Below are 21,585 nucleotides of genomic sequence, written 5' to 3' on the forward strand. Positions count from 1 at the left end.
AAATCAATCCTCGTCGCTTACACAGCTGCGTTAAAAGTTAAATTAAATAAGCTCAGAATCTCGTTCCAATATTTGGAATGAGATTTTTTATTTAGGAATACAGCATTCCGCCAGATTTGATCCCCTACATTGCCGTGTTAACCGTAAAACGTGCAGGCTTCAATTTTAAAGCAGCAAATATCAGTTGCAATACCATTGAACTTAGTGAATCATATTTATAACTGAATAGGATGTTACTTGTTTGATACTTTGATAGTCATAACTTGTTGATATCCAAAATATAGCTAATTTCTGGATGCAGCTTAAAAGGGTTGCTATTATTTTTATATCAATCAATAAGCGGTTTGGCTTTATTTCTACTCGGACTACCAATAACCTCAGTCATATGATCACTCGAACAATAAACAGTGCGGTTCGAAAATTGCACAGTCAGGGATAATTAAAAGTGCTCTAATTCGTTTAAAGCACGCATTTGATCTAAAAAGTGGTTCGAATTCCACCCAGTTTAGGGGATCCCTAAAGCTGTAGTACTCGATTTCGAGTACTAACTATTACAAATGTTAAGAGCATTTAACGTACTAGTTGCTACTAAAGGGCACTGCGAAATAAAATCCGTTCCAAATCCGCAAAAAATCTTGTTCGTTGAAATAATAGTTATTAGCAATAAAATCTACCGTAGAATTTGTTCGCAATTAATATGTTTGGATTATTCGACTTTAATCAAAATAGGAATGGAGTGTTCACTTTCATTCTTAAGTCTGTCTATCGCGGTAACAACATAGCGGTATGTTTTTCCTTTGATGATCCCTCTGTCTGTATAAGTAGTATCGGTGTTGTATTGAATATGGATAATTTTCTTTGGATCGTCGGTGGTTATTAGGTTGTCGCTTTCATCAAAACGATAAATTACATAGCCATATGCAGGTTCATTATCTGTGGCAGGCAAAGGTTGCTGCCAGGTAAGGGTTACTGATCCAGCAGAAGAAGTAGCTGCAACCCGGTGGGCTGGATTTGGCGCTACAGAATCGAGCCATAACATAACTGGAGGGAGCGCCGGGTAACGGTAATAGTTGTTTTTTAAAGAGTCGGTAAAGCCCAGCGGGTTTTTAATAAGCGAGTTTGAACTGAAATAAACACTGCCCTGTACGCGTGGGTTTTTGCGCAGGTATTTAACCTGATTAGGTAATTGAGATGGCAGCCTGAACCCTGCAAGCTTGTTTTCAATAATGCGGTAGGGGCCCTGGCCAATGTATAAATGCCGTCCGTATGTATTATTGCCCCACCAATCAACCAAAACATTAAAGGCAACCGAGCGGTCATTAAGCAAACGATACAATTGCGGATTGATATAGTCAACCCAGCCTTCTTTTACCCATTTTTTGGAATCGGCGTATAGTTCGTAATAGGAGTCGCCACCACGTGTACCAGAGCCTTCTGGATTTTGATATTTATTGGCCCAAATGCCAGAGGGGCTTACGCCGAATTTTAACCGCGGATTATGCTGATGAATGCTATCGCTTAGCATTTTAACCAATCGGTTAACGTTATCCCTCCGCCATTCCCTGATATCGGTAAATGCCGACCCATATTTGGCAAATGTTTGTGAATCGTTGATTTGCTGGCCGGCTACATGGTAGGGATAAAAGTAATCGTCGAGATGGATACCATCAACATCGTAATTATCCACCACATCAAGTACAACCCGCACTATATATTCCCTAACTTCGGGAATCCCCGGATCAAACAACTTTTGGCCGCCGTAGGTAAAAAACCATTCGGGCTTAATGTTGGTAATGTGGTGCGGACTTAAAGCAGCATAATTAGCATCCTTAGTTGCCCTGTAAGGGTTAAACCAGGCGTGCAGTTCCATGCCACGTTTGTGCGCCTGTTCTATAGCAAATTGGAGAGGATCATATAAGGGATCGGGTGCTTTGCCCTGTTTGCCGGTAAGCCATTTTGACCATGGCTCGCGGCTTTTAGCGTAAAATGCATCGGCGGCAGGCCTTACCTGTAACATAATGGCGTTAATGCCAGCTGCCTGGTGCTGGTCAAAAATGTCAACGAGTTCTTTCTGCTGCTGGGCAGTGCTTTCTGTAGCGGTTTGAGGCCAGTCTATATTTTCAACAGTTGCTATCCAAACCCCTCTGAATTCTCTTTTAGGGTACGCGTTAACTTTTGTAGTATCCGTTACCTGCGCGGTTGCTCTGAAGCCTAAAAGGGAAGCCAAAAGTAATCCAGCGATGCTTATTGTTAGTTTCATTATCAATCAAATATTAATTTACGCCAGCCCGGCCTCGTTCCGTTTCCAAACCACTTTTGTTTATCCGCTTTTTGCCTTCCAATCCAAACCGGTAGGCCAATGTTAGGTTTATCTGCCGGGTATCATTAATAATATTGCTTGTTATCCATGCATTATTTACCCGGATTTCACGCCGGATCTTCCACGAATGAAAAATATCTGAGCCGGCAAGGGTAATAGTAGCCTTGTTGTTAAATATCTTTTTTTGCAGGCTTGTGTTTACCCGAAACATCGGCAGATAATATCCTTGTCCAAATGTTGTGCGGGTACGATAAAATCCACTTATTTCTGCGCTCAAGCCTTTGTTTATTTTAAACTGATTATTACCAGATGCCTCGAAGGTAAACACCCTGTTATAAAGAAAATCATTATTGATTGCTTCGCCCCGAAATAATTGCTCTGAAACCTGGCCGAAAAGGTTTGCCGTCCACCATTTAAAAATTGGTACAGCTACTGTGGAATAAAGCGCGAGATTATAATTGCTGCAGATATTCAATGAGGTATTAACCAGCGATTGGCCGTTCACATAGTAAAACTGGATGATCGTATTGCGGCCTTTTTTAAAAGATGTTCCTACGGTTAAAATGCCCGAGTGAGTAAATGATAAATCGAAGTTAATTGTTTTTTCGGGCAGTAACGAAGCATTTCCCTGGAAAGAAGTATACCTGTCGAAATAAAACGCAAACGGATTAAGAGATGAATAATCGGGCCGGTTGATCTGGTAGTCGAAAGAGAAATTAAAAGTGTTTACCGAAGCGGTATCTAATTTATAGGCAACATAAAGCTTTGGAAATAAATTGTTGTAGTTTAAATGTAAAGCAGGATAGGGTATGCCGGCATAATTATACTGCCTGGCTTGCGAACTACTGTTCTCGAACCGCAAACCTAATTCAAAGCTGAATTTCTTCAGATTTTTATTGAGGCTGATATAAGCGGCGTTGATATGCTCTGTGTAGGTATTACTGCTTGTTAATGAATCGTTTGGTATGCCGGGCCGGTTGAAATAAATACCGTTGCTGCCCCTTTTAGAGTAAATGCTTTGTAATCCTGCCGATAATTTGATATCAGCAAAGGTTTTTGTTTCATAATCTGATTTTAAGCTGTACACATTTGCCTCAAAAGGATTTTGTGTGATGAGGTTATAATTGTTTGCAAGCTCCGTGCTGTTGGGCAGGTATGTATCGCTGTTCAGCAGTTGCAGGGCGTTGTCGGTGTAGTGCAGATAATCGGCATCTATCCTGATGTTTTCTCCTGCTTTTTTAAACTTATGCTGATAATAAAGATTGAGCGCTACATCATTGGTAGGCCTGTTAAGGTCACTTTGTGTTTTGATAATTGAATCGGGCAAGGCATGATTAAATTGCAGCAAATAATTGCCCTGTTCTTTATAGGGACTTACGGAACCATCAATTACCAACCCAATGCTGGTGTTTGTATCGAGCGCTGCATCAAAACCCAGCTTATACCGTGTAGTTTTCCTGTTATTGGTTTCCAGGTTATTTTGTTTGATTGTGTAGTTGTCCGCAGGATTAGCAAAACTAAAATCTCTTTCCCTGTCTACCTTGTAATAATTATTATTAGATGTGTAAGCAGCATTTCCAAATAAATTTAGCTTCCCCGTTTTATAATTAAGATTTAAGCTATAGTTTGCTTTGTCGTAATGTCCTCGCCCATTAGTGGCTGTCAAACCGCCGTTAAATCCCCCAGTATGATTTTTTTTGGTAATGATATTGATCAAACCTGCGTTGCCCTCCACATGATATTTTGCTGGCGGTACCGGCATTAGTTCTAATTTTTCGATAGTGCCCGAAGGCAGGGACTTTAAATAGTTTACCAATTGTGTTCCGTCTAAAAAGGTTTGCCGGCCGTCAATGTATATCGTTACGCCTTGTTTTCCGCGCAATGATATGGCATCGTCTGTAACACTAACCCCGGGGGCGTTATTTAAAACCTCAACGGCGCTTACACCGTTGTTTGAAAGCAGTTGACTAACATTTACAATGGTCCGGTCTATTTTCTGTTCGGTATAAGGTTTTTGTCCGGCCCTGATCACAACTTCCTTTAAATCATTTTCGGCCAACTCCAATTTAATTTCGGACAGATTTGCGGATGGTTTTACCGCATTGATAATCAGCTGCCCGATGGTAACTTCCTTATAGCCCAAATGTTTTATTTGCAGGGAATAAGTTCCGCTTTGGAGGTTTTTAAATTCAAAGGCTCCCGATTGGTCGCTATTAATAGCATTTTTATACAAGCTGTCTTTCTGGCTTTTAATGATAATCGTTGCGCCTTCAATCGCCAGGCCATCCTTTACGGTGACAACTTTTCCGCTGATGATGCCCCTTGTTATTTCCACTTTCCCGGTATTTTGAGCCATTGAGTTTAGGGAAAGCAGTAGCAATAAGGCTGATAAAATCACCTTCATGGTATTGAATTAAATGTGTGGATTATTGCAGAACCCCTATCAATCCTAAAATGTGGATTAGGCTTAAATATTATTCGCCTGTGCCGTAAGCTACTACCGCATTGATGATCTTTTCGGCTATTTTATGCTGGTTATCTGTGTTTGTGATATAGTTAAGATCGGAAGGATCGGTCATGTAGCCCAATTCTAACAATACTGCCGGCGCTTTATTGTGCCGCAAAATATACAGCGTATTATCGGGCGAGGTTTCACTGATAACCATTTTTCGCCGGGTGTTTATTCCGCTTAACTGTTGTAAGCTGGTTTTTAAATGGCGGGCCAGTTTTTTATTCAATGGATACAATTCGTTTTTGTCAATGATCACCTCCATTCCATTGGTATGTCTGGCCCAATAGCCGGGCGCGTTTAGGTGTATAGAGATGAAAGCGTCACCTTTATACACAACCCTGCCGCGCAGATCCAGCTCGCTATCATCAGGCCGTGTTAAAATTGTGCGGATGCCTTGTTTTTCGGCTATGGCTTTGATTTGATTGACAATCTGGAGGTTCAGGTCTTTTTCAGTATAACCTCCGGTGCCCACCGTACCGTACTGGCTGCCGCCGTGGCCCGCATCGAGCACCAATACAAAATCCTTTTTCAGGGCTTTGCCGTACACCTTTTCAACCGAAGACCAATAGCCGTACATTGCCAATACCGGTACAATAGCCAGGTACCATAACTTTTTTACCGCCGGCGAATGGGCGCTAAATAGCATCACAATCCTGCTTTTTAAGCTATATGCGCTGAATTGATTAACGAGGCCTGTAGATGAAAAAGAAGATAATTTGAGTATTAACGATGCATATTGTTTAGTGTCGAAAACGCCTTTCATTAAATGGTCAACCTCAAACTCGTGAACCTCGTTCAGAGCATTTGCAATAAGATAAACGAATGGGTTAAACCAAAAAAACGCTTTCACAACCTCCATATACAGGTTGTCGGCAGAGTGAAACAGGCGGGCATGTGTTTCTTCATGCGCTAATACCTGGGCTACTTCTGATGATTGCGTATTGGCCGAACTGATAAAAATGTAGTTAAAGAATGATGCGTTCTTTTTATACCGATCCATCACCAAGTAATTTTCCCCGGATCTTACACCATGCTCTTTTGCCTGGTTTACTATTTTCAACACGCTGTACGCCATTTTGATAAGTAGAGCTATGCAAATTGCACCATATATGATGCCGGCAATTAATGACCAGTTAGCGGTGTTGGCTTGATGTGAAATAGGGGGTAAATATTCCTTTTCGGGAGAGATGTTTTGAGAAACGATCACATCCTGGGTTGTTGGGTGGGCTAGAAGCGGCTCCCGTACCTTAATGTGTATCGCCGGGATTATCAAGCTTATTGTTACAATGAACAACAAGTAAAACCTGGTCATCGAGAAAAAGGTTAGGCACTTTAATACCAGCGGGTATAACGTATATCCTAAGCCCATGCATGCACTTGCGCCGATCAGATAATTAAATACGCTCATAGCTATTGTTTATCAATCATTTTCTGGATTTCTTCAATGTCTTTTTCCGACAGGGTTTCTTCTTTTACCATGAATGACAGCAGTGACTGTGCCGATCCGTCAAAATAATTGGTGATCAGCTTGGTAAAAGAGTGTTTTCCGTATTCGGCTTTAGTAATGAGCGGATAATATTCATGCGTTTTTCCGTAGGCTTTATGGCCAATATAGTTTTTAGTTTCCAGGAGCCGCACCACAGATGATATCGTGTTATACGGCGGCTTAGGATCATCTGGCAGATGTTCAATGATATCTTTCACAAAAGCGGATTTCAAATCCCATAAAACCTGCATAATTCGTTCTTCGGTTCTGGTTAATTCCTCCATAACCAAATATATAACTTATTTTTCAGTTATATAACTTATTTTTCAGTTTTGTGAATATAGCCTGGTAAATGGCGAGAAAAAAGGAAGCGTGCCTAATTTTCTCAATTGCATAACCAAGCCCGAGCAAAACTCGGACAACAAACTGTGCGGTTCGAAATGTGCACAGTTAGGGATCGTTAAAAGTGCTCTAATTCGCTTAAAATGCGCATTTGTTCTAAAAAGTGGTTCGAATTCCGCCCAGCCTCAGGAGCAAATATTATTTTCACCGTTTACAACGATTCCGTCCGCTAACCGGGCTCGAACCAATAGACAATTTGTTGGAATATCAAATTTAAGAATCAAATTTCATTATATTTGATTATCGGTTTGGAGAGACCGTGCTTTGTTTTACAAATGTTTTACAGTGAAAGAAAGCAAACTTCTAACGAATTGAAATTCAGCAATATACAAACACTGCCGAAAGGACTGAAAATCCTTGTGTCACTGGTTCGATCCCAGTTGGTACCACAGATCAAAAGCTTCTTAGAATTCTCTAAGGAGCTTTTTTTATGCCTCAAAACTGCTATTGTAAGGTATAAATGCGGTTTTTTTAATAAAATCTTGTTCATTACTCGTTTGTTTTACTTGTCTGTTACATCTCTGTCTGTTCGTGTTTTCTACTGCTTTTAAAGGTTATTTGGCGCACTTTCTAAAGTGAATTAAGAATTAATGGTCATTTTATTTTAAAAGCTTAAGAATCTCTCGGATGAATTTTTGAGAGCTTTTTATTTGTGTGTGTCGTTGTCCAAAGTGGGGCATATCGTTACATATTGCCTTTTGGTATTTATTAAGCTCTTTTGATATCAAACCCTTCTAAATAAGATATTTTCCATTTGCCACCTTCCTTTATAACGTTGAATTTATAGGTAAAGCTTCTCCAATCGGGTGAAACGTTTTTAGGTAGACTCCCCCAAGTCCAATACATTTTGCCCCTTTCTTTATTTAATTCAATAATATGCACATCAACTAAATTAGCCGCTATGCTAAATGCATTCTCACCATCATATGGTACGTCTTGGCAATCGCACCAAGGATCAGTATCGGTATGGAAACCAAAAGGCGGTATTTCACCTGTTGAGAAAGGCTTGATTTCTTTATCTTTCATCTTTCGGGCAAGAGTTTGGATAATTTGGTTGTAGTTGTTAACGAATTCACTAGAAAAAAAATTAGTAGTTTTTAAACTATCATCGATTCCCTGTAGTTTACTGAGATCAAAGCCTATGACTATACTATCCTGGCGATTTATCACAAATGGAAGCAAGTCCGGAACCTTGTTACCATCTTCTGCCCAAACAAGTAAGTTACGAATGAGTTTTTGAATTTCCTGTTTATCCTTTGTAGTGTCAGTTGTTTGATTTACGCTAACTTTTGTGGTCAGTTGGGTTTGATTTTCGGTTGCTTTTGGTCTGTTATTTCCTTTACAACCCAGCAGGCTGATCATTAAAATTGCAAAAGCAAATGCATTAATGGTGTGCTTGTTTCTTTTTAGAATGTTCATTTTGATAAAGCCTTAGGCGAATATAAATAAATTGAACTGTTTTTAATTTAAGTCTAAATCTGCCAACCTTTTTAAATCGTAAAAGAAATGGTTTGTTATAATTAAAAGCTGCACCACAGAAACAAAAATCCTCTTAGTTAACGCTAAGGGGATTTTTTGCGTTTAACCGTCTTTCCTGAGATGCAACCTTTTTTTGGGGATCAGTCCGAAAATTCATATTGTCCCGTATCTGATCAGATGATTTTTTTGTCTTTAAATAATTCATTAGCAAACTTTTAATAATTCGCTAACAAATTGTTTATGATATATATTATTTGTAAGTTTAGGTAACCAATTGTATTATTTATGGTGGTAAAATTTTAGGCATTTATTTTGTCTTTACTTGGCTCTTTTACTAAGACGATTAAGTTATAAACCGCCAAATAAAAACCTCCACCAGACGAAATAAATTCCTATATCATATTAAACCTTAAGCATTATGAATAAGATTTTGATTTTCGCAGCTTTATTTAGCTTCCTGATTTTTGGATGTAAGAAAAAAGAGAAGTCTTCCGAGACAGGCCTGTCGGGTGTATATGAACTTGAAAAACAAGTGCTCGATCGCGGAGGCAAAGATTCTGTTATTAAACGAACGCAAATTAAAATCTACACAGATCATAACTATTTATATGCCAGTATAGTGCCCGACTCGTCTGTTGGGTTTGGTGTGGGTACTTATACACTTGACTCGGCTAACCGACTTAAGGAGCTTAGTATTTACACCAGCAGAGCGCTCGACTCATCCCTAACGTATAATCTTGAGGTTACAAAAAAGCCTGATGGTTATAGCCAGGTTATTCCCGACTTTGCCACAGTAAAAGGTGTAAAATATGCATTGAAAGAGGATTATAAAAAATTCCCGCCGGCGGATAGTTCTGCGCTTGATGGTTTATGGAAAATGGAAAAGACCTATACCGTAAAAGGCAAAGACACGACCTCCACTGATGTAACACAGTATAAAATATTCTGGGGAGGGCATTTTATTTTCGTCCACAGGTTCGCTCAAAATAAGGAAAAGAACATCTTTAAAAATGGGTTTGGTACCGGGGTATTTACTTTTAGTAATGATACGCTTAGGGAAGAAGAGCAAATATCAAATTACAAACTTCTTCAAGGTAATAAATTTACTGTTAAAGTCACGATGAACGGTCATGACGAATATACCCAGGTGATTAATAATGCAACAAATGGCCAATCTGTAGAAATATACAAGCGGGTCAAGTGAAAATTCCTTATTTAACCTTGCGTCACTGGTTTGATCCCTGTTGGTGCCACAGAAAAAGAAATCCTCTTAGTTAACGCTAAGGGGATTTTTGCTTTGAAGTTGCTATTGGAAGCTAAAGAGAAAATGCAGGTTTTACATAATAACTGTTGATTTTTTGTTTGATACTTTTCCGTTTGTTTCGTAAGTCGAGGTTGTTTTGAAGGTGTTTTGGTGTGTATTGTTAATTGAAATAATGATTTATAGAGCCTCAATACGCGACAGCAGCTATAAACCTAATAATTCATTACTTACTCATTTTGGGTGTTATTACTTTTAAACAGGCACCATTTATAATCCAATCCATTTAAGTATGCTTGTGTAGAGCCTTTATGTGGTAACACATCTTTTATGTTTTGTACAGTTAAGCCATGGGGCGATGGTACAAAATCAACAGCATTACCTGTGACAATATCAAGGGTAACACCGTTATGGTATAATATTTTAAAAACACAATAACCCATGCCTGATTCACCCGCATCATAAAGTTTCTTCGAAAGTGAAGCGGGAAGGGCGTTTGGACTCTCACTTATGCTTGTTATTTCTTCAATAGGTATTAACATCTCATAGTTAATTCCTCCCCACGATCTTAAATAGTCGTCGTAATTTACTAAATACACGTTATCTAAAGTTACACCATTGCTCAAGGTAACTTGACATGGAGTCCAGTCCTGTGATGTGTGGATTTTAGCCAATTGCTTTCGTTGGTCTTCTGAGATTGTTTTGATTTCCATAATGATTATACTAAGTTAATAGTTATCTAATCCCGATAAAGAAGGATTTCTCCTTGTACGATGGTTGATGATAACGCGCTGGCTGAGGTACATTTATCAAACACAAAGAGAATATTATTATTGACCAAGCAGAGTCAGAAAGTATTCATATAAATATGCCCGGCTAACGTTAATTTTCGGTAATTGAGACGCTCAAAAGTATGTCCCCTGTTAATTGTTTGGCAGCTTATAAAGTAAAAAATACTAAAGCTGCAATTGCTTTACAGATACTTTAATAATTTCCTTAAAAACTATTTGCTAATAAGATAATTAACCCTATCTTTGCAGTCCCGAAAATACGGGGTATAATAAACGTTTAAACAATTTAATTTAAAGCAAGTGAATACGTTAAGTTACAAAACTGTCTCAGCCAACAAAAAAACCGTTAACAAACAATGGGTTGTTGTTGACGCCGAAGGCGAGATTTTGGGGCGCTTGTCTACGAAGATCGCAATGATCATTCGTGGTAAAACCAAGCCAGATTTCACCCCAAACGTAGACTGTGGTGATAATGTGATCGTTATCAACGCAGACAAGGTAAAACTGACCGGCAACAAACTAAGCGACAAAGTTTATGTTCGTTACACTGGATATCCAGGTGGTCAGCGTTTTATTTCTCCTAAGGAGTTATTGGCGAAACATCCAACCCGCATCATCGAGAAAGCGGTACGTGGTATGTTACCTAAAAATCGTTTGGGTAAAGCATTATTCGGCAATTTGCATGTATATGCAGGTGCTGAGCATCCTCATGCTGCGCAAAACCCAAAAGCCATTTAATTTTTAATTTTTAAGGAGAAAAAAAATGCCAACAACTAACACTTCAGGCAGAAGAAAAACAGCCGTTGCCCGCATCTACCTTACAGAAGGAAATGGCGCGATCATCGTTAACGGTAAAGATTACAAAGAGTACTTCCCTACTTTGCCATTGCAATATATCGTAACTCAGAGCACTGAGGTTTCTGGTAGCACCGGAAAATATGATGTTAAAGCAAACGTTGCAGGTGGTGGTGTAAAAGGACAGGCAGAAGCTGTTCGTTTAGCTATCGCTAAAGCTATTGTTGAACTTGATGCTGAAAAGAAACCGGCATTACGTGCTAAAGGCTTAATGACCCGCGATGACCGTATGGTTGAGCGTAAAAAACCAGGTCGCAGGAAAGCACGTAAGAGATTCCAATTCAGTAAACGTTAATCAAAGGAGGACAACAAAATGGCAAGAACAACTTATCAGGATTTACTGGACGCTGGTGTACACTTTGGTCACCTTACCCGCAAATGGGATCCGAAAATGTCACAGTACATTTTCATGGAGCGTAACGGTATCCACATTATCGATTTAAATAAAACCTTAACTAAGGTTGAAGAAGCTGCTGCAGCTATAAAACAAATTGTAAAATCAGGCCGTAAGGTATTATTCGTAGCTACAAAGAAACAAGCGAAAGATATCGTTGCTGATTATGCAAAAAGCGTAAACATGCCATACATCACCGAGCGTTGGTTGGGTGGTATGTTAACTAACTTTGCTACTGTACGTAAGTCGATCAAAAAGATGTCAAACATCGATAAATTGACTAAAGACGGTACTTACAGCAACCTTTCTAAAAAAGAGCGTCTGATGATTCAGCGTGAGCGTATCAAATTAGAAACCCTTTTAGGTGGTATCTCTGACTTGAACCGTTTACCAGCTGCTTTATTCCTGATCGACGTTAAGAAAGAGCACATTGCAGTTTCAGAAGCATTAAAGTTGAACATCCCTACATTTGCTATGGTTGATACCAACTCTGATCCTTCAAACATCGACTTCCCGATCCCTGCAAATGATGACGCTACCAAATCAATTTCATTGATCACCAGCATCATTATCAAAGCTATCGAAGAAGGTTTAGATGAGCGCAAACGCGAGAAAGAAGACGAAGCTGAAAAAGAAGCAGTAGCTGCAAAAGCTAAAGCTGATGCTCCTGAAGCTAACGAAGGCGGTAAAAGAACCCGCAAAGTTGCTGAAGTAGCTACTGAAGGCGAAGCTGAAACTCCAGCTGCTGAAACAGAAGAATAATCTTCCTTGTTAGCCCTTAAGGGACAACACAAAATATATTAATTCTCTCACCTCAGCAAGGGGTGGGAGATTTTTAATATTAAAAATAGTTGCGGGTTACAGTAGGATAACACCATAACGGTAACTTGTAACCCGATAAAAAAAATCTTAAAACTCAAAAAAACATGTCTACAGTACAAATTTCTGCAGCCGACGTAAACAAACTGCGCCAGCAAACCGGTGCCGGTATGATGGATTGCAAAAAAGCATTAACCGAAACTAACGGTGATTTTGAAGCAGCTATCGATTTTTTAAGGAAAAAAGGTGCTAAAGTTGCAGCAAGCCGTCAGGACAGGGAATCAAACGAAGGTGTTGTTATTGCACGTACTTCGGCTGATTTTAAAACCGGTGTTATCATCGAGCTTAACTGCGAAACTGACTTCGTAGCTAAAAATGCTGAGTTCGTCGCTTTTGCAGGTGAAATTGCTGATAAAGCAGTTGAAGCAAAACCAGCTTCAATTGAAGAACTGTACGCCCTTGAACTTGGTGGCGTTAAAATTGGTGATGCTATCATCGAAAAAACTGGTAAAATCGGCGAAAAAATCGGCGTATCTAAATATGAAGTAGTTAACGGCGAGAAAGTTGTTGCTTACATCCACGGTAACTACCGTTTAGGTGTATTGGTAGCATTAAGCGCTGATGGTGCAGGTGCCGAAGATGCAGGTAAAGACGTAGCTATGCAAATTGCTGCTATGAACCCTATCGCTTTGGATAAAGACGGTGTTGACGCTTCAGTAATTGAGCGCGAGCTTGAAATTGCTAAAGAGCAAATCCGTGCAGAAGGTAAACCAGAAGCAATGGTTGAAAAAATTGCTGCCGGTAAACTGAACAAATTCTACAAAGACTCAACCCTGTTAAATCAGGAGTTCGTGAAAGATTCATCTAAGAGCATTTCACAGTTCCTTGACTCGGTTGAAAAAGGCCTTACAGTGACCGCCTTTAAGCGAGTAGCTTTAGGAGCTTAATTATATTATCCCCCGATGAAAATCGGGGGATTTTTTTTGCCCTGTTGGGTCGTTATCTCTCATATACTATGTCATTGCGAGGAGGGACGACGAAGCAATCGCACACAATACAGGGCGTTCATGCACAGTTCGCGATTGCCACGCTACGCTCGCAATGACATAATGGTTAAATACGTAATTATTAAATCATGTCTATCCTCGCCCTTCACAACCTCAAACTCATCTCGGCCGGCACCATCGCCGAAGGCAAAGCCGTTTTAATCTCAAACGGTACCATCACTGATATTATTGACGAAAGCGCTATTCCGGCAGATGCCGAAAAGAAAAACCTGAACGGCGCCTATCTTGCCCCCGGATTTATCGACTTGCAGATTTACGGCAGCGGAGGTAAACTATTTGCCGGTACACCAACAGTTGAGGCGCTTGAGCAGTTAGAGCATGACTTGTTAAACCAAGGCACCATTGGCGTGTTTGCCACAATCGGCACCAACACGAATGATATTGTGGAAACTGGTATTGAAGCTGCTAAGGCCTATTACCCAAAAAGTAAAGGTGCTTTTTGGGGATTGCACCTGGAAGGGCCTTATTTAAACCCTGCCAAAAAAGGAGCCCATCCCGAAAAATTCATTAAAAAGGCTGCTTTGGCCGAGGTTAAAGGCTGGATTGAAAAGGCTGATGGCCTGATTAAAATGATCACTATGGCCCCTGAGCTACAGGACCAGGAGGTGATTGATTATTTATATGAGCAGGGCGTTATTATATCATCAGGCCATAGCAACGCTACCTATGCCGAGGGGAAATCGTTTTTAAAGAAACCGGTACAGGCAGTTACACACTTGTTTAATGCCATGCCATCTATGCATCACCGCGAACCCGGCTATATCCCTGCAATTTTTGAGGAAAGGCCGTACACCAGTATCGTAGCTGATGGTATCCACGTTGATTTTGCAATGGTACGTTTAGCTAAACGAGAACTTGGTGATAAACTTTTCCTGATCACCGATGCGGTTACCTCAACCAAAGAAGGGGCTTACCAACACGAACTGAGGGGCGACAGGTATACTATGCCCGATGGTACGCTATCAGGTTCATGCCTTACCATGCTTAAAGCGGTTGAAAACTGCGTTAAAAAGGTTGGTATCGAATTGGCCGAGGCTGTGAATATGGCATCATTATATCCTGCCGAGCTGGCTTCGCAAGCAAAGAAGGGTAAAATTGAGAAAGGCTTTGATGCCGACCTGGTTGTTTTTAGCGCTGATTTTGAAGTGCTTGAGACTATATTGAAAGGCAATTTTTTAACAAAGACAACATAAAATTTTAACACTGAAATTTATTCGCTATTTTTGGCGAACTACTCCCGTATGAACAGAGCTTTATCAATTCTTGATATAAACAAAAGCAGGTTTCATCTATTTCTATTATTAGCAAATCACACCAAATGAAATACAAAAGAATATTACTGAAACTTTCGGGCGAATCGCTGATGGGCGCAAGGCAATATGGTATTGATAATAACCAGGTTTTGCAATATGCTCATGACATTAAAAACGTTTATGATGCCGGTATTGAAATTGCGATAGTTGTTGGCGGCGGTAATATCTTCAGGGGATTAAGTGCCGAGAAATCAGGCATGGAACGTGCCCAGGCAGATTATATGGGGATGCTTGCAACAGTGATTAACTGTATGGCATTGCAAAATGCTTTGGAAAGCATTGGCGTAGAAACCCGCCTGCAATCGGCCATAAAAATGGAACAGATTTGTGAGCCTTACATTCGCCGTCGTGCTATGCATCACCTGGAAATGGGCAAGATTGTGATCTTCGGTGCAGGTACAGGTAATCCTTATTTCACAACTGATACTGCTGCTTCATTACGCGCCATTGAAATTAAAGCCGACGTGGTATTGAAAGGTACCCGTGTTGATGGTATCTATACTGCCGATCCGGAGAAAGATCCTACAGCTACACGTTACGACGAAATCACTTTCCAGGAAGTGTATGACAAAGGCCTTAACGTAATGGACATGACAGCCATCACCCTTTGCCAGGAAAACAAATTGCCAATTATTGTATTTGATATGAACAAAGAGGGCAACTTTATGAAAATTGCCAAAGGTGAAGATATTGGTACGCTGGTGAAATAAAGAGCTTAAAGCCGAAGGCTTAAAGCAAAAAATACCAATCCCCCAGATAGAGGCTTTTAGCTCAAGTACAACAAATCAAAAAAAGAAAGACCACCCTCCGTAGGGTGGTCTTTCTTTTTACTACATAAAAGCAAATGAAAAACCGTCATTGCGAGGAACGAAGCAATCCCAAACTATACAGGGCGGACCTGCTTATTGGGATTGCTTCGTTCCTCGCAATGACGATTACAAAAAGCTTAAACAGCTTCCTTCTAAGCTTACTTATTATTTAGCGTCATTGACAGCTTTGATGGCTTCATCAGCAGCTTTTACCGATGCATCATCTTTAATGGCAGTACGTGAAGCTTTGATACCTTCAAGCTGGGTAACTACAAATGGTGCGGCACCGTAAACTTTAAATTTGATGCCGGCCTCTTTCAGTTGGTCAATACCTTGCTGAGCATATTCAGGCTTATTCACTTTGGCTGTCATATCGGCAAAGTTTTTAAGCGTATTGAATTTTTCCTGGATGCCGGCTTCTGTAAATGCATGGTAAACAAAGGGCCACTCGGCATCATTACCATTAGCGGTGTACAGGTTGGTAATAGCGGTTGTTAACGCGCCTTTATTGTCTTTTTCAAGGCCTTTGGCTAAGCTTAACGCTTTGGCTGCATCGAGTTGCGCTATGGCGTTTAAAGCAGCACCTTGCACTGCATATGATTCGCTTGACATAGCCTGAGTAAACAAGGTCATATTGCCGCTTGCTTTCAGTTTACCCAAAGCAGTAATTGCAGCAGCCCTTACCAGAGTGTTATTGTCGGTTTGTGCTAATGAGATCAATATTGGCTGAGCTGCATTACGCACATCATCCTTAGTAAGGTTTAATGCCCTGATGGTTTTGATGCGCAAGCCATAATATTTATCTTTTAAAGCAGCAATCAGGATCTTTTGCGCTTGCGGACGGGTTTGATCTGCTGCAGCAGCATCTATCGCCTCAAAGCGGTCGAGATAGTTTGGCGCGTTAAAATATTGGAATAAAAACTCGTCAATGGTTTTTGCGTCAGTTTTCTTGGTTAGCAGGATTTTATCGGCATCTACATTCACCAGGTCTGGTTTGCCGGCCAGTTGGTAGCTGATAGAATCTACCTTGTCATTCATCCATTCTTTATGACGTACCTTTTTACCGCCCTGGTAAATATCAATAGCCATTGGCAGTTTAAAGGTTTGGCCATCCTGGGTTTGTTTCAGGTAAACTGTTTCGGTTTTGGTAGCTTCGTCCCATTTGTAGCTAATGTTCAAAATGGGATGACCGGCACCATAATACCACTGATTAAAATACCAGTTAAGGTCCTGGCCGCTGGCTTCTTCAAACGCTAAACGTAATTGCTGGGCTTCGCCATTTTTAAATGCGTTTGTTTTGAGGTAAATGTTAAGGCCTTTATAAAACGCGGCATCGCCTAAATAATTACGGAGCATGTTAAGGATGCGGCCGCCTTTTTGGTAGGTTACGGCGTCAAAAACATCCTCTTTATCGGCATAATAAAAACGTACCAGGTTTTTAGTACTGGCTCCCTGCGAACGGAGATAGCTTTGCATATCGGCATAATTGTGAGCATCGGCCTCGTCTTTACCGTATTTGTGCTCGGCCCAGATGGTTTCGCTGAAGTTGGCAAACGATTCATTTACGGTAAGGTTGCTCCAGCTTTCGGCTGTAACATAGTCCCCAAACCATTGGTGGAAAAGCTCGTGAACAATAGTGCTGCGGCCGTTATTGTAGTTGGCGTCTATCAGCTCACGGTGGGTGGCCTGTACATAGTCGCCGTGTAGGGTAGCTGATGTATTTTCCATAGCGCCACTCACATAATCGCGAACCACAATCTGCGAGTATTTAACCCATGGAAAATCAACGCCTAAAGTTTTTGAATAAAAGTCGATAGCTTCCGGGGTAAAGCCAAAAATCTCTTTAGCGTAAGGAGCATATTTCGGTTCAAGGTAATAGCTTACTTCTTTATCTTTCCACTTGTCTTTGTAGATCTTGAAATCGCCAACGGCCATCATAAACAAATATGGCGAGTGCGGCAGGTCCTGTTTCCAGGTATCGGTACGGGTACCATCGGCATTTGTTTTTTGAGCGGTTAGCTTACCGTTTGATAATGTTACGTACTTTGCCGGTACGGTCATCGTGATCTCTTCGGTAGTTTTTTGGCTTGGCTTATCAATGGCAGGAAACCAGGCCGATGAACTTTCGGTTTCGCCCTGCGTCCAGATCTGGGTTGGTTTATCCTTTTCGGTGCCATCTGGATTGATGAAGTATAAACCTTTGGCATCGTTAATAGCCGCACTACCTTTTTCTTTCAGCTCGTTGGGTTTTGCAGTGTAATCAATGTAAATGGTATAGCTTTCGTTGTTATGATAAACCTTATCCAGTTTAATAGCTACCGAAAGGCTATCCTGGTAAGTGAATTTTAACGGAACGTTTTTGCCGTTTTTTACTACCGAGATGTTTTTAAGGTCCATGCCTTTTGCGTCAAGCCTTAAGCTGTCGGTTGGGTAAAAGTGCGGTTTCAGCGTAACCCATTCTTTGCCATACAGGTAACGTTTTTTGTAATCGAAACGAACATCAAGTTTGGTATGAACGAGGTCGTTGATTTTGGTTGGTACAGCCCGGTAAATTTTTAGTGCCGGGTTTTCGGCGGGAGGTGTTTGCTGCCCGTAAGCAGTTGCCATAGCTGTGGTAAGCACACACGACAGCATGAGTTTTGTAATTAATTTGCGATCAGTCATATATGGTACAAAAAGTTTGCTTTTTACAAGCTGTTAAGGATAGTTAATTTTCAAATATACATCCCCGCAGCGAAAATGTTTTGTGCGTAAATCACCTATGACGCATGGAACGGGATTATGTTACTGAGAGAGTGGAGAGATTATAAGTTTAAACCGGAGGGGGTGGGGGGTAACAGGATTAACAGAAGTCGAATTTTTATTGAATAAATAATTGGTAATCAGTTTTAATGAAAGGCGTGAGGTAACGTCAAATCTTTGTTAAAGATGTTCAGAGCGCAATAGTGCTATCATACTTGCCCAGGCTAAATATCACCCTTATAAAACCGAACACCAGATGTACGCTTTCGTACAGTAATAACGATGTTTTTTATTTAATTACTTGAATGTTAGTTATTTATATAAATGGCACATGTTTTATTAAACATTAACAGTAGTGTACTGCCTTTTGATAAACTAAATGCCTGTTTGAGATATGAACTTAGATGACCACGTTTGGAACCTGGCTTCAAAGAAGTTAGCCAACGAAGCTTCAGAAAAGGAGCTGGCGGAGTTAAATACTTTGCTGGCTAAAAATCCCGAACTGCATAGCCACCTGAAGTTAATGTCGAAATGGTGGGATGAGGGAGAAGAAAAGCCGGCAGGCAATGGTTCGGCTTTGTTCAGTAAAATCCAGGCAAAAATTAAAGATCAGGGGGGTGTAAAGCCATCATCATTTGTTGCGGAGGATTCTGTTAAGGAGGTGAAAGCCCCGCAGCGTAATTATAAGACTGAAAAACTACAACAGCATAAACCGTTTTTAAACAGCATAGCCATGATCAAAAATTACCTGAAGGTAGCCTTAAGGCAGTTGCGTAAGCAAAAAATGTATACAGCTATTAAAATTGGTGGTTTTGCGTTTAGTATTGCAGCCTGCCTGTTAATTGCCCTGTACATTCGTGATGAGTTGAGCTTTGATAAAAGTTATCCCAATGCCAATAACATCTACCGTTTAATTGGCGATTATCATGACGGCGGCTCACACGAAAAAGGAGTGGATTGGCCTTCGGTTATGGGGAAGGTGATCAAACAGGACTTTCCGGAGGTGGAAAAATCGGGCCGCTTGATGCCTAATTCCTTGTTTTGGGGAGCCGGAAGCAATGAGTTGAAACGTGCCGACCAGGCCGATAATACCCATGAAGAAGGTTTTGCCTATGCAGATCAGGGCCTGATTGATATTTTAAATGTACCAATGGTTTATGGAGATGCCAAACACGCACTCACCGAGCCTTTGAGTATAGTGATTTCAAAAAGCAAAGCAGATAAGTATTTCCCCGGTCAAAACCCGATAGGGAAGGTTATATTTCTGAATAATAATAAAACCAAGCCTTTTAAAGTGACTGCTGTAATGCAGGATATGCCGCATAACTCGCACCTGCATGATTTTAAGTTTTTGCTGACACTTGCCGGCGTCGAGTTCTGGAATGGGGAACAGGCTACATGGGATGCCAACAATTACCATATTTATATGGTGCTGAAGCCGGGCACTAACATCCCGGCTTTTGAAAAAAAGGTTAGTACTAATATCCTTAAAAACTACTATGTGCCCAACATGACCAAAAATGGCGATAAGCGGGCAAGCCGGGTAATGGATATATTTAGCATGAAAATGCAGAATATCCAGGATATCAATTTACGTTCATATGATATCCATGATGGTATGTCGCACGGAGATATCCGGTTCATTTGGCTGTTTGGTGCAGTGGCGGGCTTTATTTTGATTATTGCCTGTATCAATTTCATCAATCTTTCAACCGCCAAATCGGCCAACAGGGCTAAGGAGGTAGGCTTGCGCAAAGTAGTTGGTTCACAACGCAGCGGGCTGATCAGGCAATTCCTTACCGAATCATTGATGTACAGCTTTTTCTCTTTTGCTTTCGGATTGCTGTTAGCCTGGATCCTGTTACCATATTTTAACATACTGGCATCTAAAACGCTTGTTATGCCATGGATGCAATGGTGGTTGGTGCCGGTGGTATTGGCTTCGGCATTTTTAATTGGCATTATAGCCGGTATTTATCCGGCGTTTTACCTGTCGGGCTTTAAGCCGGCAGAGGTGCTTAAAGGTAAACTAAGCACCGGTAGTAAAAGTTCGGGACTCAGGAATGTGCTGGTGGTTTTTCAGTTTGCCACATCTATTATTTTGATCATAAGTACAGTGGTTATTTATAACCAGATGCAGTTCATCCTCAATAAAAAGGTAGGTTTTGAAAAAGACCAGGTAGTGATGATCCAGGGCACAAATACACTTGATAACCAGGTAAAAGCCTTTAAAAACGAACTGGTGAAACTCCCAACAGTTAAAAGTGCGTCCATCAGTGATTTTTTACCTGTTTCGGGCACCAAACGTAACGGCAACCAATTTTATATTGAGGGAAGGGAAAAGATCGACCCTACTGTAGGGGGCCAATTTTGGGAGGTTGACCATGATTACCTCAAAACATTGGGTATTAAACTGGTGGCAGGCCGTGATTTCAATCCTGATATGAAAACCGATTCGCAATCGGTGATCATTAACCAAACTATGGCCAACAAACTTGGCCTTAAAAATCCGATAGGCAAAAAAATTGTTAATTATGGGCCCGGCAAAACCGTCATTGGCGTAGTACAAGATTTCAATTTCGAATCGATGCGCGATGGTATTGAACCATTGGTAATGCACTTAAGCCCGAGCGAATCGATAGTATCGGTAAAAATAAAAGCAGGCGATGTAAAAAATGCCCTGGCACAAATCACCACAACATGGAAACAGTTTGCACCCAATCAGTCCATCAGGTATACTTTTATGGACGAACGTTTTGCCAGCATGTATGCTGATGTGCAGCGTATGGGGCGCATCTTTACAAGCTTCGCGGTATTGGCCATTATTATAGCCTGTCTTGGTCTGTTTGCTTTAGCTGCCTTTATGGCCGAGCAACGCAGTAAAGAAATTGGTATACGTAAGGTTTTGGGTGCAACTATTGGTAATATCACTGCGATGCTGTCCGTAAATTTTGTAAAGCTGGTATTTATTGCCATTGTGATAGCAACGCCTATAGCCTATTATGCAATGACCAGATGGCTGCAGGATTTTACCTATCGTGTACCGCTAAGCTGGTGGATGTTTGCCCTTGCCGGTGTAGCAGCAATTATGATAGCATTGCTAACAGTAAGCTACCAAAGCATTAAAGCCGCATTGATGAACCCGGTAAAGAGTTTGAAAACGGAATAATAGAATTTGGGATTTCGGATATTCGATTTCGGAATTTGTAAATAGCAATTTATGTCATTGCGAGGAGGAACGACGAAGCAATCGCATGCTATACAGAGCGGCCATGCTTCCCTGCGATTGCCGCGCTATCGCTCGCAATGACATGGTTGAAAGTACTAATGAACAA

15 protein-coding genes are annotated in these 21,585 nt (G+C 40.8%); 8 read left to right on the top strand and 7 right to left on the bottom strand.

Features of this window, described 5'->3' with window-relative positions:
- Positions 1 to 706: 706 nt before the first annotated feature.
- From BMX50_RS30605 to BMX50_RS30625, 5 genes are all read right to left on the bottom strand, one after another.
- Complete coding sequence (locus BMX50_RS30605; RefSeq protein ID WP_091220393.1) at positions 707 to 2,260, bottom strand: glycoside hydrolase family 10-like protein; 1,554 nt, start codon at positions 2,258 to 2,260, stop codon at positions 707 to 709.
- Between the two features lie 13 nt (positions 2,261 to 2,273).
- Positions 2,274 to 4,724, bottom strand: coding sequence for a TonB-dependent receptor (locus tag BMX50_RS30610; RefSeq protein WP_091220395.1), 2,451 nt, complete (start codon positions 4,722 to 4,724; stop codon positions 2,274 to 2,276).
- Between the two features lie 70 nt (positions 4,725 to 4,794).
- Entirely contained in the window at positions 4,795 to 6,240 is a 1,446-nt protein-coding gene (locus BMX50_RS30615; RefSeq protein ID WP_091220396.1) for an N-acetylmuramoyl-L-alanine amidase, read from the bottom strand.
- Between the two features lie 2 nt (positions 6,241 to 6,242).
- Entirely contained in the window at positions 6,243 to 6,602 is a 360-nt protein-coding gene (locus BMX50_RS30620) for a BlaI/MecI/CopY family transcriptional regulator (protein WP_208864837.1), read from the bottom strand.
- Between the two features lie 826 nt (positions 6,603 to 7,428).
- Positions 7,429 to 8,139 carry a hypothetical protein gene (locus BMX50_RS30625; RefSeq protein WP_091220400.1) on the bottom strand — a complete coding sequence of 237 codons (711 nt, stop codon included), beginning with the start codon at positions 8,137 to 8,139 and terminating at the stop codon, positions 7,429 to 7,431.
- A 478-nt stretch (positions 8,140 to 8,617) separates the two neighbouring features.
- Here BMX50_RS30625 and BMX50_RS30630 point away from each other — a divergent pair, with 478 nt between their 5' ends.
- Positions 8,618 to 9,403, top strand: coding sequence for a hypothetical protein (locus tag BMX50_RS30630; protein ID WP_091220402.1), 786 nt, complete (start codon positions 8,618 to 8,620; stop codon positions 9,401 to 9,403).
- Between the two features lie 287 nt (positions 9,404 to 9,690).
- On the opposite strand, the gene BMX50_RS34370 is transcribed toward BMX50_RS30630, so the two are convergent.
- Entirely contained in the window at positions 9,691 to 10,173 is a 483-nt protein-coding gene (locus BMX50_RS34370; protein WP_143065302.1) for a hypothetical protein, read from the bottom strand.
- A 378-nt stretch (positions 10,174 to 10,551) separates the two neighbouring features.
- Here BMX50_RS34370 and rplM point away from each other — a divergent pair, with 378 nt between their 5' ends.
- The 6 genes from rplM to pyrH all read left to right on the top strand — a co-directional run bounded on the left by rplM (position 10,552) and on the right by pyrH (position 15,409).
- Positions 10,552 to 10,989 carry a 50S ribosomal protein L13 gene (gene rplM, locus BMX50_RS30640; protein ID WP_091220406.1) on the top strand — a complete coding sequence of 146 codons (438 nt, stop codon included), beginning with the start codon at positions 10,552 to 10,554 and terminating at the stop codon, positions 10,987 to 10,989.
- 25 nt (positions 10,990 to 11,014) lie between these two features.
- Positions 11,015 to 11,401 carry a 30S ribosomal protein S9 gene (gene rpsI / locus BMX50_RS30645; RefSeq protein ID WP_090529485.1) on the top strand — a complete coding sequence of 129 codons (387 nt, stop codon included), beginning with the start codon at positions 11,015 to 11,017 and terminating at the stop codon, positions 11,399 to 11,401.
- An 18-nt stretch (positions 11,402 to 11,419) separates the two neighbouring features.
- A complete protein-coding gene (gene rpsB, locus BMX50_RS30650) occupies positions 11,420 to 12,262 on the top strand; it encodes a 30S ribosomal protein S2 (protein WP_091220408.1) in 843 nt (280 codons plus the stop codon).
- A gap of 164 nt (positions 12,263 to 12,426) precedes the next feature.
- Positions 12,427 to 13,266 carry a translation elongation factor Ts gene (gene tsf / locus BMX50_RS30655; RefSeq protein ID WP_091220412.1) on the top strand — a complete coding sequence of 280 codons (840 nt, stop codon included), beginning with the start codon at positions 12,427 to 12,429 and terminating at the stop codon, positions 13,264 to 13,266.
- A gap of 188 nt (positions 13,267 to 13,454) precedes the next feature.
- On the top strand, positions 13,455 to 14,579 hold the full coding sequence (gene nagA, locus BMX50_RS30660) for an N-acetylglucosamine-6-phosphate deacetylase (RefSeq protein WP_091220415.1): 1,125 nt from the start codon (positions 13,455 to 13,457) through the stop codon (positions 14,577 to 14,579).
- A 125-nt stretch (positions 14,580 to 14,704) separates the two neighbouring features.
- The gene (pyrH, locus tag BMX50_RS30665) at positions 14,705 to 15,409 is read left to right on the top strand and encodes a UMP kinase (protein ID WP_091220417.1); all 705 of its coding nucleotides are present in this window, start codon (positions 14,705 to 14,707) and stop codon (positions 15,407 to 15,409) included.
- 264 nt (positions 15,410 to 15,673) lie between these two features.
- On the opposite strand, the gene BMX50_RS30670 is transcribed toward pyrH, so the two are convergent.
- Entirely contained in the window at positions 15,674 to 18,172 is a 2,499-nt protein-coding gene (locus BMX50_RS30670) for a M1 family metallopeptidase (RefSeq protein WP_244281148.1), read from the bottom strand.
- 472 nt (positions 18,173 to 18,644) lie between these two features.
- Between BMX50_RS30670 and BMX50_RS30675 the strand changes: the two genes are divergently transcribed.
- Positions 18,645 to 21,419 carry an ABC transporter permease gene (locus BMX50_RS30675; protein ID WP_244281149.1) on the top strand — a complete coding sequence of 925 codons (2,775 nt, stop codon included), beginning with the start codon at positions 18,645 to 18,647 and terminating at the stop codon, positions 21,417 to 21,419.
- The last annotated feature ends 166 nt before the right edge of the window (positions 21,420 to 21,585 follow it).

The sequence above is a fragment of the Mucilaginibacter gossypiicola genome (assembly GCF_900110105.1).
In the GTDB taxonomy this organism is placed as follows: domain Bacteria; phylum Bacteroidota; class Bacteroidia; order Sphingobacteriales; family Sphingobacteriaceae; genus Mucilaginibacter; species Mucilaginibacter gossypiicola.